This is a genomic window from Pseudoalteromonas shioyasakiensis, from assembly GCA_013391845.1.
GTDB classification, from domain to species: domain Bacteria; phylum Pseudomonadota; class Gammaproteobacteria; order Enterobacterales; family Alteromonadaceae; genus Pseudoalteromonas; species Pseudoalteromonas apostichopi.
Genome location: CP058414.1, coordinates 1,445,943 through 1,462,156, shown reverse-complemented (window position 1 = coordinate 1,462,156; position 16,214 = coordinate 1,445,943). Strand labels below are relative to the sequence as shown.

Here is a 16,214-nt window from a genome sequence, read left to right as displayed (position 1 = left end):
TGCCTAGGCAACTATATTATCAAAATGCTCTAACAGCGACAATGTACCGCTTAGAGAAATTTATGCTTTTAAATTATGAATTGCTCTAAACAGCAAGCTTGCGAGTTGCTTTTGCTCATCATCAGAGAAGCCTGTAAGTGCTTTGCGATAGATATCATTTACGGTTGGTAAAATTTCAGGATAGAGTTGTTGGCCCTTTTTTGTGAGGCATAAAAGAGTTGAACGGCGATCTTCAACTGACTGCTTTTTAGCAACCAAGCCCTTGTCTTCTAAACGAGAAAGTAACCGACTCATAGCGCCACGGTCATACATCATGTGCTCACAAAGCTCAGCCAAGGTATTTACCTTACCACGCGCAAGTAGCACAACCACAATATATTGGGCCGACGTTAGCTCTTTATCCTCTAAAGCATCATCAAGGTGAGTAACGAGGTTTGAACGTAAATAAGAGACTAAGCGACCTAAGTCTTGCACGGGATCTAAATCTTCAATACAGCACTGACCAATTGATGCAGGTTCTTTCATATTTCCTCTAAAACGATTAATAGCAATTCATAGACAGTTAAGCGGCAAAATAATTCAATCCTATTAGATTGCTTCTACGACTATGAATAGTGTAGCGTGAGTAAGCGTAAAAACTGTCGGGGGGCGTTATGCTAACTAAGCAACATCTTATCAAGTATTTATCTCTTTCAATACTGCTACTTTTTTGTTGGCTAGAGCATTATAACCATTTCATCATGCGCTTTATCGACAGCGCCCTTGTGCAATCAACACTTGTCTATGCTTCATCTCGAACAGTCAATGCTGCTATATCGCTGTTGCAATCAGCCGAAGTGGGCATTGGTATTGCCAGTATTCAACCTGCACAGCTTCTTGACCCAGTAAATGACTTAGCAGAATACATGTCGGATGCCATGCGCCTTGCGATAGGCTCGTTATTCTTACAGCGCATTTTATACACCATTTCTTCTGGAGTTATTTTTAGCGGTGTATTTACAGTTTCAGTTGTCGCTTACTTTATTTGTGAATGGCGTAATTATTTGCCTAACGTACGTCATAAGATTATGGCAAGCTTGATTTTAATTCGCTTTTTAGTACCTGCGGTGGTGCTTACAACAGGCCTCGTTAGCCAGATATTCTTAGATGAGCAAATAAACCAGCAAAGTGAAATTGTGAGCGAAAAAGTAGAGACTGTTAATAGCAGTGCAAATAATGCCTCTGCCCTATCGGCTAAGCTAAAAGCTGAGGTCGATAGTGAAAAACAAACTATCTTCGACAAGTTATCGCTATTAAATGAACAGCAAATTAAAAACCACCAGCGAGCCACAGAGCTCAAAGGTGATTTGGCAGAGATCGAAACACAAATAGAAGCGATTCAAGCAACCCGCAGCTTGTCTGAAAGACTCACTTTTACTGAGCTTGAACAAGCCAAGCCACTACTTGATAAAAAGCAGCAATTAACAAAGCAATTTAATGCTGTACTCGCGCAACAAAGAGCGCTTAACCTAGACAAAGACGCCTTAAACGAGCAACTAGAAAACCTTAACGCATCACTCAATCAAAACCAATCGTCACAGGTGAGTAAAATTATTGATACCGTTACCTCTGGCATTAGCAACATGGTGGCTGCCGTCGAAGACTTATTTATCGACTTTTTGAATATCTTGTCACTGCTGATTTTAAAGCTGTTGCTAATGCCGCTAATATTTTTATTCCTATTTAACAAAGCCTTTAAGGCTATTTGGCAGCGCCGCTTTATGGATGTACTAATGCAAACAAAGCAATTGGCTGTTAATCGCTGATATTTCAGCTAAAGTTATAAACCTAACTCGTTTTTAAAGGATATAAGTATGACTGAGCAACGCCATAACCACATTCCCCAAGAAGCTTTCGATTGGTACGATGAATACGCCCATGGCTTAATGGATCGCCGCACCTTTATGAAAAAGCTTGGTGGCTTAGCAGCCCTTGGTTATTCAATGGCAATGCTAAGTAGCGCTTTACTGCCAAACTACGCATTAGCTGAGCAAGTATCCTTTAATGACCCTGATATTAAAGCCAGCTATAAAACCTTTGATTCGTTTAAAGGTCATGGCGAAGGAAAAGGTTATTTAGTCGAACCCGCTAATTTAACCGGTAAGCACCCATTAGTCTTAGTGATCCACGAAAACAGAGGCTTAAACCCTTATATTAAAGATGTTGCTCGTCGCCTTGCCAAAGCCGGTTTTATTGCCTTTGCGCCAGATGCATTACACCCTCTTGGTGGCTACCCTGGCAACGATGATGAAGGGCGTGCAATGCAGCGCTCTATGGATAAACAAAAAATCCAACAAGATTTTATCGCCGCAGCTGAATATATAAAAAGACACCCAAATAGTAATGACAAACTCGGTGCGGTAGGCTTTTGCTTTGGTGGTTATATGGTCAACTACCTAGCAGCAGTTGATAGCAAACTAATTAATGCAGGCGTACCCTACTACGGAACACCCGCAGTCAAAGAGCTCAGACAAAACATCAAAGCCCCTCTACTAGTGCATTTAGCTGAGTTTGATAACCGCGTTAATGCAACATGGCCAGAATACGAGAGCGACTTAAAAGCCCATCAAGTGCCTTACACTATGCATATGTATGAACAAGCAAATCATGGTTTTCATAACGACTCCACATCGCGTTATGATGAAAAGCAGGCGGAGCTTTCATGGCAACGCACATTGGCTTTTTTCAATGAGCAATTGATTTAAACAGAGCAATTTCATACACTCTCGAAAAAATTTTAGGCTAGAAAAGAGATGGAATCGCAAGTCAGTTATCGCTTTGACTCACAGCAAACCGCCAATCGGTTTTTAAACAAGCTTAAACATTGGTCAGTGGCTAAAGTCACTGCGACACTTTGCCAAGGTGGTTATGGCGTGAAAATACGTTACGAAGTCGATACGAGTGACTTTGATTACACCCTTGCTGAGCTTGATGATTTAGCGATGCAGCACGAAGGCGAAGAGATTTAATCCTCATCCATTAAGATACTCTAAGCATAAAAAACGGCTAACCAAGGTTAGCCGTTTCGTTTATTAAAGCAGAGCTTATAAATCAAAGCTGCGTGAAATAGACGCTACAATTCGCTCATCTGCGGTATCCCAGTCAAGGCTGGTGTTTTCGCCAGCAAGCTCGAAATCAAAACCTGCAAAGCTTGTTTGATAAGCTAAACGATAATGATTGTATGATTTATCGTTGCCATCCCAGGCAAACTTATTACCATCGAGAGAATTAGAAATATCAAAGCTGGCACGAATTGCATGATTTGGTGCAATTTCAAAGGTATGGGCAACCATAGAAATCACATGCCCTGCATCGGTACCAAAGTAATCCCAAGCGTACCAAAAGTTAAGTTCTGTGAAACCTAGGCTATTGGTATAGCCAAACTTTGCATAAGTCTCAAAATAGTTACCGTCGCTTGAGTAATCTTCACCATGGTATGAATAGTAAGCAATACCATAATCAACACTAAGGGCGTCGTTTATCTCAACATAATTACCGAAATACGCATCCCACTCAATGTCAGTACCATCGCCAAAATCTACATTTGAAGCCCAAGTCCCCACATACATACCTGAATCCGCAAAGGCATAATCTAAGCTGCCTTGAATCGCTGGATCATTCATGGTTTGGCTCACACCGTTAAAGGTGTAATCTGACGCCAATGTAACCGTAGCCGATAAGTCAGCCATTGCTGATGTCGATAGTAATGCCAATGGCAACGCTGCCGCTAATACTGTTTGTCTTGTTGTCATGTTGGTTTCCTAAACTTAATGCAGTTATGTTTAGCATCATTCTCAATTACAGATAAAACATCATTTTTGGGATGCACTTAAATTACATCACCGCACAAATAAAATTTTACTCAGTCTAAATTTAAGCCAATGTCATTGATACGAACTAAATTTATCATCATTAAGTTTAGGTTATTTATATGAAAAAGGATCGTAGAAAAGTAGCCTAATTCAAAATTGATGGATTCATTCGTGGTATTTACGAATAACCGCTATCTTGCCATCTTCTATTTCGAGCACATCCATAATGGTTTGCGTGTATTCAATTTCTTGCTGGTTTTGTGGGTGTATACCTTTAGCGTGATGGGTATAACGTAAAGCAATGGCCGAATCATTAAAAATAAAGGTATCGAGTAAGTTTGCTTGATATTCAGTGTGCGCCCCAAGGTAAAAAGTCATGCCTTTGCGCATCATGGCTTTACCATCTGGTTCTCTTGAATCATCAGTTTGATAAGGTAAGTGTTGGTTTGCTACGTCGTCAGTTAATAAAGCTAAAAAGGCTTCTAACTCTTTTTTGGTGGCATTAGGTGCTTGTGTTGCAACCATGGTATTGAAGTACTGCTGTGCTAATGCTGTCAGCTCTGGGTTAGCTTGCTTTGCATGGCTGCTAAATGCGCTTAGCAAACAAATAGCCAGAAAATAAAGGTGCTTCATCGTTATTCCTTGTGGTTTTAGTTATTGACTAAGAATCAAATTACGAACCTAAAATAACGACAAAACCCCTAACTATCAATAGTTTATTTTTAAGCTGTTTGTGGCTTTATAAGCGCTCGTTTATCTAAATAACCGCTGTATCTTGTTGCAATTAACGCCGCTAAACTAATAATAGCACCAATCCAAGCAGTGTCTTGTAATGAGTAGTTTTCAACGACAACGCCTCCTAACACTGAACCTAGCGCAATACCGATATTAAACGCTGCAATGTTTAACCCAGAGGCCACATCAACGGCATTGGGTGTGAATTTTTCAGCAAGTTTAACCACATAAACTTGCAGCCCAGGAACATTACCAAATGCAAATGCACCCCATACGAGTATGGTTAGTACCGCTGCTACTTTAGATTGCATAGTAAAGGTCAGTACTAATAGCACAATACTTAAAGCACTAAAGATAATAGTAAGCGCACTAATCGGGCCCTTTTTATCGGCTAACTTACCACCGTATATATTCCCAACAGCAACCGATACCCCGTAAACCAGCATGATTAAGCTAATGGTGGCAGATGCAAAACCAGTTTGCTGCTCTAAAATAGGCGCTAAATAAGTGAAGGCAGTAAATGTCCCACCATAACCAAGTATGGTCATCAAATACACCAGTAAAAGCCTAGGTTGCACCATTACCTTTAATTGCTCACCCAACGTGGCTGCTTTACTTTGCTTTAAGTTGCTTGGAATTAAAAATGCACTGCCAATAAGTGCTATTAAACCCAACAAAGACACCACTAAAAAGGTCGCTCGCCAGCCAAAATGTTGACCAATCCAAGTCCCTAATGGCACACCAGTTACTAATGCAACCGTTAAACCAGTAAACATAATCGCGATAGCACTGGCTTCTTTATCTTTACTGACAAGCCCGGTAGCGATGGTTGAACCAATCGAGAAAAATACCCCATGAGCAAGGCCTGTTAGAACCCTTGCGGTGATCAAACTACCATAACTAGGTGCTTGCCAAGCCAGTAAGTTACCGATAACAAAAAGACTCATTAAACTAAGTAATACATGTTTTCGATTCCAGCGCCCGGTAAGCGCAGTTAGTACTGGCGCCCCCACCGCAACCCCTAATGCATACAAGCTAACAAGTAACCCAGCACTCGGTAACGAAACCATCAAATCATCAGCGATAGTTGGTACTAAGCCGACAATCACAAACTCAGTGGTGCCTATGGCAAACGCACTGAGAGTTAACGCAAGTAATGCTATTGGCATCACATATCCTCTATTAATTTTTGAAAGTGCGACTATTGTGGCTAAAATTAAATTTGCAAAAAATAGCGGTAGTGACAAAATACTTTTGTCAAAAATGAAAAGGTAAAGCCATGAGTGTGGTCTCCAATACCCAAGATTTAGAAGCATTTATTAGCGTGGTTGATACCGGCGGGTTCTCAAGTGCAGCCAATGCCTTAGATGAGCAAGTAGCAAAAATATCACGGGCGGTGACTCGGCTCGAAAAATCCTTAAACGTTACTTTATTCAATCGCACCACAAGGCGCATTGAGCTGACCGAAGAAGGCGAGTTATTTTTAGGCTATGCTAGAGAAGCACTGAGTCAGCTTGCACAAGGCGAAGAAGCCTTAAAACTCCTACACAGTGCCCCATCAGGAAAGTTAAGAGTCGATGCCGCGAGCCCCTTTGTGTTTCACCAATTAGCGCCACATTTAAAAGCCTTTAATCACGCTTATCCTGATATAAAGCTCGAGATCACCAGCCACGACAACATTATCGATTTGCTTGAACATAAAACCGATATTGCCATTCGTATTGGCGAACTTGCTGACTCAAACTTGCATGCGCGCACTTTGGGCATAAGCAAACTACAGCTAGTAGCAAGCCCTGATTATTTACAAGCTGCACCACCATTAAATGAGCTAACCGATTTAGCCTCACAACAACTTATTGGTTTTACCGATGCACCGCATTTAAACCACTGGCCGCTAACCACGCCTTTAGAGCTTAAATTTTCAATCAGTGCTTCAAGTGGTGAAACTGTTCGCCAGCTTTGTATTCAAGGTCACGGCATTACCTTGTTGTCGGAATTTATGATCAATGAAGATTTAAAAGCAGGCCGTTTAGTAAAAGTGCTCGAAGGCGAAGTGCTGAGCCCTAATCGCCGCGAAAAAGTGCATGCGGTGTATTATCAAAACAGCGGTGTGTCATCACGAGTATTAGCATTTTTAGACTTTATAGCACCAAGGTTAACGCTATAGTTTTTTCATTTTTAGCAAAAGTGTTTTGTGATTACTGGCATTAATTTCATAAATAACTTTCGTTATGCTGAAAGCATATTCGCTTTTAAGGAGCCGTAATGAACAAATTATTCGAAACCGTACAACTTGCCGGTCATACATTAAAAAACCGCATTGTTATGCCACCAATGACACGCTCTCGCTCATCACAACCGGGTGATATCGCCAATGAGTTAATGGCCGACTACTATGCCCAACGTGCCAGCGCAGGCTTAATCATTAGCGAAGGTACACAAATATCAGCACTAGGTAAGGGCTATGCTTGGACGCCGGGTATTTATACTCCCGAGCAAATTGTCGGTTGGAAGAAAGTAACCGACAAAGTTCATCAAGCTGGTGGCATTATGTTCGCTCAGCTTTGGCATGTTGGCCGAGTGTCTCACCCAAGTAACACGGGTGGCGAGCAACCCATTGCGCCATCAGCTATTGCAGCCAAGGACGTAAAAGTTTTTATTGATGAAGATGACAAACCCGACTTTGTTGCCACATCACTGCCACTCGCAATGAGCCATGACGACATCAAACAGGTTATAAACGAATACCGCCAAGCTGCCCGTAATGCAGTTGATGCAGGGTTTGATGGTATTGAACTACATGCTGCTAATGGTTATTTAATTAATCAATTTATTGATTCAGAGTCGAACCAACGCACTGATGAATACGGCGGCAGTTTAGAAAACCGCTTACGTTTTTTACAACAAGTGACACAAGCGGTTTGCGATGAAATTGGCGCTGAGCGTGTAGGCGTGCGCCTTGCACCACTCACAACACTCAATGGTACGGTTGATGATAACCCCTTTGAAACCTATATTGGCGCAGCAAAAGTACTCAATGACCTAAACGTTGCTTACTTGCACATTGCCGAAGCTGATTGGGATGACGCGCCACTAATGGAGCAAAGCTTTAAGCAAGCACTACGTGAAAACTATGCCGGATTAATGATTTATGCAGGCAAGTACACTGGCGATAAAGCAGAGCAAGCATTAGCCGCAGGTTGGGCTGATTTAATTGGCTTTGGTCGTCCGTTTGTTGCCAACCCAGATCTGCCAGCTCGTATTGAACAAGGTATTGAGCTTGCTCAGCATGATCCAGATACCTTATTTGGAGGCGGTGCTAAAGGCTACACCGACTACCCTTTAGCAACGTAATAACACGCTAAAAAAGTAAGCTCGTCAACCAATAGCCCAGCACAATAAAGCAGATGTTGGCGAGCGCTCTTAACCACCAAGGAGCAGAGCCAAACTGAAGTTGGCTGTACTTGCTTAGCAATACCAAAGCGCCCATCACAGTAAACCAAGGAGTAAAAAAGAATATTGGCTTTAACTTCACTAAACTCACGGCTAAATCGTGCAGCGCTCCGCTTACGGCAAAGGTCACAACAACGGCACACCAAACCGGCATAATGTCATTGCAAGGCTTCATCACATAACGAGATAAATAATAGCTCCACACCGGATTCCAATATCGCCAAAATAAATAAAATGAGCTAGCCCCCAGCGAACGTGTCAGCATATTGCGCAGCGAATCTTTATGGCCAATGGGCACACCTGTGCGTTTTTTAACGTATTGAGTAAGGGTTATAGCAGCAGACACCGACTTTCTCTTTTTTACTAATGACTAATTCAGACTACTAAACAACCAGTAAAAGAGAAACCAAAACAAGGCTAGAAATTGTAACGGTTTATGAAGTGAGCAGCTCTAAGGTAGGCAATAAAGCTGAGCTAAGCGCTCACTTCATTACAGTCACATTTTACTTTTCACTTTGTTGGTCGCTTGACTGATGGCAGGGTTGTCTGGCCAAAAATGTTTTGGGTAACGCCCTTTCATTTCTTTTTGCACGTCGCGGTAACTTGTTTGCCAAAAGTTAGCTAAGTCTTGGGTTAGCTGCAGCGGTCGCCGAGCTGGCGATAATAACTCCATTAATAACGGCAACTTACCTTGCGCAAGTAAAGGCGTACTGGTCATGCCATACACTTCTTGCATACGAACACTTAGCTTTGCAGGGCCATCAAGCTGATAAGTCACTTTTACATTTGAACCACTTGGCACGATTAATCGTAAGGGCAGTAATTCATTTAATAAGCTTTGCTGCTGCCAATCAAAACAGCTTTTAATCGCTTCGCTGTAGTTAAACTTTTTTAACTGCTCAAGGTTTTTAATATCATCAAAATAAGGTGCAAGCCATTGGTTATCAACGATTAATTCATCACGATTAAAAAGTGGGAATGATTCGGGTAATAGCTTACTTGCTAAGCTCATTCGAATCAGTAACTGCTCACTGTCGGGCTGTTCATTAAATAACGAAAAACCCTGCTTACTAAATAAGTTTAACCACGCTTTAGTGCGCTCGCTCTTATCTAAGGGGTGTTTACTTGGCTGACTCGCTATTGTGATAGCACCAAGCTTGAGCTCATCTTGATGGATAAAGCGCCCTGCTTTCTCATCGTATTCGCAGCGAGTTTGCTCAGTAAATAAATGCGAAAGCTCATCTTCAAGCTCACTTGGCATAAAGGCAACAGCAGCGAAAACACGGTTTCCCTTATGACCGCCCATGTGAGCAATGGCAATATAATCATCGTTATGCCAAAACTCCTCACTTAAGTCTGCGCCCGCACCATTGGCAAGTAAATAACCATTACCGCGCTTTTTTGCTAGCCGGTCAGGAAAAGCAAGCGCCACCAGCACCGCTAAATACTCTGTTTTAAGCTCATCAACCGGCTTGAGCTGCAAGCGTGATAGCCAATAAGTTAATTGCTGCTTAAATACTGGGTGCGGTTTGCTGTGCTGACTATGTAATGCCAAATTAAGATCAGAAGGCATACTAATTCGGCTTTCAAGCAACGCTGTTAAATACCCCGCTAATATATAAATACCAGGCATGCGCTGCTCTAGTTGCTTTGCTTTAATAAGCATGTGCGAGAGGCGAATATCGGCTCCATAGCTCAGCATTTGGCTGCCAAGCGAGGTCAGCTTTTCATTTTCATCAATAGCTTCGAGCATTTTCAAAAGTGCCGTTGCCTGCTTAATTTGCTGGCTACTTGGTGGGTCGAGTAAGCTTAGCTCAGCAAGTGATGCCCCCCACTGTTTTGTCTCTAATAACAACTGACTAATATCACTGGTAAGAATTTCTGGCGTATCATGGCTGTTACGGCGCTCAAAGGTTTGCTTAGAGCCTAATCGATACACAACCCCCGGCTCAATACGTCCAGCACGACCACCGCGCTGTATAGCTGAAGAACGAGAGATACTTTGAGTAACAAGTTCAGTGACACCGGTTTTTAAATTGAAATTAGCAGCACGGCGTTTGCCGCTATCAACCACAATGCGTATTCCTTCAATGGTCAAACTGGTTTCAGCCACATTGGTGGTTAATACCACTTTGCGTTTGCCATTTTTAGCTGGCGCTATAGCAGCTTGTTGCTCGTTTTTATTTTGCTCACCATACAAGCTAAATACTTCGACACTATCAGCTAAATCGTTTAGAGATTGCTGAACGCGTATGATTTCACGCTGTCCTGGTAAGAATACTAAAGCACTACCCGTTTGCTCACTAAGCGCCTGTTTTATCACGGCGGGTATATCATCAAGCCAGCGGCTTTCGTCTTTACGTGGAATATACACTTCATCAATGGGGTAGCTTCGCCCTTGAGATGAGATAATAGGGCAGCTAAAAAAGTCACTGTAACGATCGCCGTCTAAGGTTGCCGACATCAGTAAGATTTTTAAATCATCGCGAAGTGCCGCCTGTGTTTCGAGGGCAAATGCCAAAGCTGTATCTGCAGCAATTGAGCGCTCGTGAAATTCATCAAATATAAGTAAATCAACATCACTTAGCTCTGGGTCATTTTGTAACATACGCGTCAGCATGCCTTCGGTGACTATTTCGAGCTTTGTTGCAGCGCTTACTTTTGATTCGCCACGAATACGTAAGCCGACACTTCCGCCGACTTTTTCATTTTGCTGACTTGCCAAGTACTGAGCAATATTGCGAGCGGCGAGTCGTCTTGGCTCTAACATTACAATGCGTTTAAAGTGCCCTTCGCGCATCAAGGTAAGAGGCAGCCATGTTGATTTACCCGCTCCCGGTGGCGCTTGCAATAAGGCCATAGGGTTACTCTGTAATGTGGTTAACAGGGATTGATAAATATCTTGAACTGGCAGCACGTTAGGTATCTCTTACTTTCTTTTCGCGCATTGTATCAAAAAATCAAAAGTTGCGATGAATAGAGGCTTATTTTCTGTATCGAGTTTTACAAGTGAAAACATTGCATTCTGCCTGTTTAGGCTTATTCTTGATTAAGCAACCAAACAAAAATCAGGATAAGGAATTAACTTGTTCAGGATTTACTTTCACATTTTAATCACCTTGCTACTTTTGGTTTTGCCGTTTCAAAATGCGTTTAGTCAGCAAAAAATTACGGTAGCACTTGGAAATACCATGCCGCCTTGGGTAATGGTTGAAGACAACTCCGGCATTATTCCGGACTTGCTTCGCGCGACACTCGGTGCACATGGTTATCAAATACAATTCGTCTACGTCCCCTATGCAAGACGGATCACTTTATACAATGAAAACTTAGTTGATGTTGTTTATGATATAAATGAAAAAGTTATCGAGACTCATAGAATGAGCGGCTACTTTTCAGATATTGCTTACAGCTATGAGAACTTTGCTTTTAGCCTAACCAAACAAAACCTTCAGCTTAATTCTATTGGCCAATTAAAACACTTTAGTGTTCTTTCATGGCAAGGTGCTAAAGAATTACTCTCGCCAGAATATCAAGTAATGGCCAGAGAAAATCCACAATACGCAGAAACTTATGATCAATTAGCACAAGTTCAACTTTTGTATCGAAAGCGCTATGAGGTGATCCAGATGGACGGTAAAATTTTTGACTATTACCGAGCATTAATTAACATCAAGGGGGAAATTGATGTCTCTGAACCAGTGCAACGATTTGCATTATTTGGCAAGAATTCGAACGGCTTTTTATTTCGTGACGAAGCCTTAAGAGACCTATTTAACGAGAGCTTACGTAAGCTCAAATCAACTGAAGAATATATACGTATAATAAATCGCTATACATCTAAAAGTCACTGAGCAGCATAAAGCACTACCGGAACAGAAAATTTTACAGACTTTCTTTAAAAACTACGTAGTAATTGCAACTTTCTATCCTCCCTTCTTACTATCATAAAAAATAAAACAACTACTAATCAACAAGTTAACCAAATAAAACATATGGTACAGCGATTGCTTTTATTAAAGTGAATGTTTAACAAAGTAAGGAGATTATGATGAACAGCGATCGTTTAGAAGGCAATTGGAAAGAGCTTAAAGGTAAAGCACAACGTAAATGGGGTGACCTTACCAATGATGATTTAGATAAAATTGAAGGTAGCCGTAAAGAGCTGGTTGGTAAGCTTCAGCAAAAATACGGTAAATCGAAAGAAGAAGCTGAGCGTGAAGTCAGCGACTTTGAAAAAGGCCATTAATTTGAGCAATCAATAAAGCCGCTTATTGCGGCTTTATATTTTAAGCTGGCTCATGCTTTGCTAAATCTACTTCAGCGACCGTTTGATTTTTACCTTGTGATTTAGCACGGTATAGCCGTTTGTCGGCAATGTTTAAACAATGATCCATGCTCTCACCAGCAACGCGCACGTACAAGCCAATACTTAAGGTGACATGAAAACGATGCTGGCCACTCTTAAATGGCTTTTCAGCGAGTTTTTTATGTATTTTTTCAGCTACTTTTCTGGCCCTAAGTTCATAGCCTGTCGGGATCACAATTAAAAACTCTTCGCCCCCCCAACGGGAAATAACATCTCCTTCTTCGCACACTTTTTTAAATACATCAGCAAAAAATATCAGCACCTCATCGCCCACTTGATGTCCGTAGGTATCGTTTATCTGCTTAAAGTTATCTACATCCATCAGTAAAAACACTGACCCTTCACCAAAGCGCTCATCTTGCAAACATTCTGTTGCATAGCGACGATTAGCGAGTTCTGTCATCGCGTCTGTGCGAGCAAGCTTTTGATTAAGCTTAAGTTGCTCCATTAACTGCAAACTGTATTTATTACGGTAATATTCGTAGAAGCCGGCCAAAATACATAAAATCGAGAAACACAGCATGACCCGTGTAGGAAAGTAGTAGCTCGGATAACTGTAATAACCTAATTGATCGGTAAAGTAGAAAAGCACCGAGATAATAATGGCGAGTAATATAAGATCAAAGGCACCGCGCTTTAAGCCACGAATAAAAAAGGTCACGGGAGATACAATAAATAGCCATAACGGCCCTGTGCCATTGCTGCCACCCGAGACAGTTAAGAAGCACATCATTGCATAAAGTGCGTATAGCATGAGTACTGAGATAAATTGATCACGCCCCTTTATTAAAAAAGGCAAAGCAAAAATTACAACGCCAACAATTAATAAATAACTTAACGCGATGTAGCCATCTTGATAACTTGTGACCGACATCAACAAAGAGGTCACTGCACCAATAAATGCAAATACGCGTAAGAATCGCGCTTTATCTCTCTCGCTTGCATTCACAGTATCAATCACAATTCCACCTTAGACTCCTTGCTCAACCTCAATAACTTTAACACAAATATTTAAATTAGAAGGAAATTACCAATAATTAAGCTATGAAAATGCATTAAAGATAAAAAAGTATGATCAAAAAATGGGCACAAAATAATGGCAATATAGCAGTAAAAAAACGAGCCAGATTTGGCTCGTTTCATTTAAAATTTAAAGCTAATAACTAACTACTATTCAGGTTCATAGCCTAAATTAGGCGACAACCAACGCTCAGCTTCTGCAAGTGTCATGTTGGTCCGCTTGGCATAATCTTCAACCTGATCCTTTTGAATTTGCGCCACAGCATAGTACTTAGCTTCAGGATGAGAAAAATACCAGCCAGATACAGCAGCTCCCGGCCACATTGCGTATGAACTGGTTAGCTTCATACCAATACGCTGCTCGGTATCGAGTAACTGCCAAATTTTCTTCTTCTCTGTATGCTCAGGACAGGCAGGGTAACCTGGCGCTGGGCGAATACCTTGGTAGTTTTCACGGATAAGTTCGTCATTCGATAGATTCTCATCTACCGCATAGCCCCAATACTCTTTACGCACTTGCTCATGCAAATACTCAGCAAAGGCTTCTGCTAAACGGTCTGCAACTGCTTTAACCATGATCTTATTGTAATCATCTTGCTTAGCATCGAAGGCATCGGCAAGGTCATCTTCTTCAAGACCACCAGTTACCGCAAAGGCCCCGAAGTAATCGGGGGTGCCTTTTGGCGCAATATAATCAGCTAAGCAGTAGTTAGCAAAGTCGGTTTTTTCCGTTTGCTGACGCAAATGACACGATGTAGTTAAAAGCGTTGTACGTGACTCATCGGTATAAATCTCAATGTCATCCCCTACTCGGTTTGCAGGGAATAACCCAATGACACCTAGAGGTTGTAGCGCACCTGACTGCTCAAGCTCATCAAGCATTGCGTTGGCATCAGCGAATAAGCTTTTAGCTTGTTCACCAACAATTTCATCTTCAAGAATACGTGGGTACTTACCAGCGATTGACCACGTCATGAAATAAGGTGTCCAGTCGATGTACTGTCTTAACGTCGCAATCGAAACATTTTTAAACTCAGTCACACCCAGCTTTTTCGGTACAGGTGGCGTGTAGTTGTCCCAATCGAGTTTAGCTGCGTTGTCGCGAGCACGCTGTAAAGTAACTGGTTTTGAGCGCGGCTTTTTACGTGCTTGTTGTTCACGTACTTTTTCATACTCAGTTTTAGTTTTCTCTAAAAAAGCTGGCTTTAATTCTTTAGACAATAAATTAGAGACCACACCCACAGCACGGCTAGCATTATTTACGTAAACCACACCTTTATCATACTGCGGCTCAATTTTAACCGCGGTATGCGCTTTAGAGGTTGTTGCACCACCAATCAGTAGCGGTAATTCAAAACCACGGCGAGTCATTTCTTTAGCAACATGCACCATTTCATCTAGCGAAGGGGTAATAAGCCCTGATAAACCAATAATATCGGCTTTCTCGTCAATAGCAGTTTGCAAAATTTTCTCTGCCGGCACCATCACACCAAGATCAATGACCTCGTAGTTATTACATTGCAGTACTACGCCTACGATATTCTTACCAATATCGTGCACGTCGCCCTTAACGGTTGCCATAACCACTTTACCGTTCGTTGCGCCTTCTTCTTTTTCAGCTTCAATGAAAGGGTCAAGATAGGCAACGGCACGCTTCATCACACGGGCAGATTTAACAACCTGAGGTAAGAACATTTTACCCGCACCGAATAAGTCACCTACTACGTTCATGCCATCCATAAGCGGGCCTTCGATAACTTCAATTGGCTTAGCTTTGCTCTTACGGCACTCTTCAGTATCTTCGTCGATATACTCAGTAATGCCTTTTACTAGCGCGTGTTCAAGGCGCTTTTCAACAGGCCATGTACGCCATTCTAAATCTTCAACTTTTTCTGCTTGGGCCATACCTGAGTATTTTGGTGCAAGTTCAACAAGTCGCTCACCTGCACCGGGGTCGGTATTGAGGATCACATCTTCCACTGCTTTACGCAGCTCTTCGGGGATATCGTCGTAAACCGCTAATTGGCCAGCATTTACAATACCCATATCCATACCCGCTTTAATCGCATGGTATAAAAACACTGAGTGGATAGCTTCGCGTACCGGGTTGTTACCACGGAACGAAAACGATACATTCGATACACCGCCCGACACTTTACAATGCGGTAAGCCTTGCTTGATTCGACGCGTACCTTCAATAAATTCAACAGCGTAATTATCGTGCTCTTCAATGCCCGTTGCTACAGCAAAAATATTTGGATCAAAAATAATATCTTCTGGCGGGAAGCCAATATCATCAACAAGTATTTTGTAGCTACGCTGACAAATCTCGAACTTACGATCAGCGGTTTCAGCTTGACCGGCTTCATCAAACGCCATAACAACCGCAGCGGCACCAAAACGTTTTATTATTTTGGCTTGCCGTATGAACGGTTCTTCACCTTCTTTAAGTGAAATTGAATTAACAATGGCTTTACCTTGAATACATTTTAAGCCTGCTTCAATAACGTCCCATTTCGATGAGTCGACCATGATAGGTACTTTTGAGATATCAGGCTCTGATGCAATTAAATTTAAAAACTTTACCATCGCAGCTTTCGAATCCAACATGGCTTCATCCATATTGATATCAATCACTTGCGCACCATTTTCTACTTGTTCACGGGCAACATCGAGGGCAGTCTCGTAATCTTCTTCCATGATTAAGCGTTTAAACTTAGCCGAGCCTGTTACATTGGTACGCTCACCGACGTTAGTAAATACAGCAATTTGGTCAGTCATGTCGG

15 protein-coding genes are annotated in these 16,214 nt (G+C 41.9%); 7 read left to right on the top strand and 8 right to left on the bottom strand.

The features are described 5' to 3' along the window. Positions 1-60: 60 nt before the first annotated feature. On the bottom strand, positions 61-525 hold the full coding sequence (locus HYD28_06670; protein QLE08674.1) for a MarR family transcriptional regulator: 465 nt from the start codon (positions 523-525) through the stop codon (positions 61-63). Positions 526-653: 128 nt separating this feature from the next. Between HYD28_06670 and HYD28_06665 the strand changes: the two genes are divergently transcribed. The 3 genes from HYD28_06665 to HYD28_06655 are packed head-to-tail and all read left to right on the top strand — an operon-like array spanning position 654 to position 3,008. Next, the gene (locus HYD28_06665) at positions 654-1,805 is read left to right on the top strand and encodes a hypothetical protein (protein ID QLE08673.1); all 1,152 of its coding nucleotides are present in this window, start codon (positions 654-656) and stop codon (positions 1,803-1,805) included. A 48-nt stretch (positions 1,806-1,853) separates the two neighbouring features. After that, positions 1,854-2,744 carry a dienelactone hydrolase family protein gene (locus HYD28_06660; GenBank protein QLE08672.1) on the top strand — a complete coding sequence of 297 codons (891 nt, stop codon included), beginning with the start codon at positions 1,854-1,856 and terminating at the stop codon, positions 2,742-2,744. A gap of 48 nt (positions 2,745-2,792) precedes the next feature. Continuing rightward, positions 2,793-3,008 carry a hypothetical protein gene (locus tag HYD28_06655; GenBank protein ID QLE08671.1) on the top strand — a complete coding sequence of 72 codons (216 nt, stop codon included), beginning with the start codon at positions 2,793-2,795 and terminating at the stop codon, positions 3,006-3,008. Between the two features lie 75 nt (positions 3,009-3,083). On the opposite strand, the gene HYD28_06650 is transcribed toward HYD28_06655, so the two are convergent. From HYD28_06650 to HYD28_06640, 3 genes are all read right to left on the bottom strand, one after another. Beyond that, positions 3,084-3,791 (bottom strand): hypothetical protein, encoded by a 708-nt coding sequence (locus HYD28_06650; protein QLE08670.1) that lies wholly within the window; start codon positions 3,789-3,791, stop codon positions 3,084-3,086. A gap of 225 nt (positions 3,792-4,016) precedes the next feature. Continuing rightward, positions 4,017-4,484, bottom strand: coding sequence for a nuclear transport factor 2 family protein (locus HYD28_06645; protein ID QLE08669.1), 468 nt, complete (start codon positions 4,482-4,484; stop codon positions 4,017-4,019). Positions 4,485-4,573: 89 nt separating this feature from the next. Next, positions 4,574-5,755 carry an MFS transporter gene (locus HYD28_06640; GenBank protein ID QLE08668.1) on the bottom strand — a complete coding sequence of 394 codons (1,182 nt, stop codon included), beginning with the start codon at positions 5,753-5,755 and terminating at the stop codon, positions 4,574-4,576. Positions 5,756-5,865: 110 nt separating this feature from the next. Between HYD28_06640 and HYD28_06635 the strand changes: the two genes are divergently transcribed. Continuing rightward, positions 5,866-6,753 (top strand): LysR family transcriptional regulator, encoded by an 888-nt coding sequence (locus HYD28_06635; GenBank protein ID QLE08667.1) that lies wholly within the window; start codon positions 5,866-5,868, stop codon positions 6,751-6,753. A 98-nt stretch (positions 6,754-6,851) separates the two neighbouring features. Then, positions 6,852-7,940 (top strand): alkene reductase, encoded by a 1,089-nt coding sequence (locus tag HYD28_06630; GenBank protein QLE08666.1) that lies wholly within the window; start codon positions 6,852-6,854, stop codon positions 7,938-7,940. Between the two features lie 7 nt (positions 7,941-7,947). Here the strand turns inward: HYD28_06630 and HYD28_06625 are convergent, their stop codons facing one another. Together HYD28_06625 and hrpB are read right to left on the bottom strand one after the other, a co-directional pair. Continuing rightward, positions 7,948-8,385, bottom strand: a complete 438-nt coding sequence (locus HYD28_06625) for an acyltransferase (protein QLE08665.1) — start codon at positions 8,383-8,385, stop codon at positions 7,948-7,950. A 150-nt stretch (positions 8,386-8,535) separates the two neighbouring features. Further along, positions 8,536-10,956 (bottom strand): ATP-dependent helicase HrpB, encoded by a 2,421-nt coding sequence (gene hrpB, locus HYD28_06620; protein QLE08664.1) that lies wholly within the window; start codon positions 10,954-10,956, stop codon positions 8,536-8,538. Between the two features lie 274 nt (positions 10,957-11,230). Here hrpB and HYD28_06615 point away from each other — a divergent pair, with 274 nt between their 5' ends. Next, positions 11,231-11,893 carry a transporter substrate-binding domain-containing protein gene (locus HYD28_06615; GenBank protein QLE10503.1) on the top strand — a complete coding sequence of 221 codons (663 nt, stop codon included), beginning with the start codon at positions 11,231-11,233 and terminating at the stop codon, positions 11,891-11,893. 197 nt (positions 11,894-12,090) lie between these two features. Continuing rightward, a complete protein-coding gene (locus HYD28_06610) occupies positions 12,091-12,288 on the top strand; it encodes a CsbD family protein (protein ID QLE10502.1) in 198 nt (65 codons plus the stop codon). A gap of 40 nt (positions 12,289-12,328) precedes the next feature. Here HYD28_06610 and HYD28_06605 read toward each other — a convergent pair whose 3' ends face one another. After that, complete coding sequence (locus HYD28_06605; GenBank protein QLE08663.1) at positions 12,329-13,369, bottom strand: diguanylate cyclase; 1,041 nt, start codon at positions 13,367-13,369, stop codon at positions 12,329-12,331. 209 nt (positions 13,370-13,578) lie between these two features. Further along, positions 13,579-16,209 carry a methionine synthase gene (gene metH, locus HYD28_06600; GenBank protein QLE08662.1) on the bottom strand — a complete coding sequence of 877 codons (2,631 nt, stop codon included), beginning with the start codon at positions 16,207-16,209 and terminating at the stop codon, positions 13,579-13,581. Positions 16,210-16,214 lie beyond the last annotated feature (5 nt).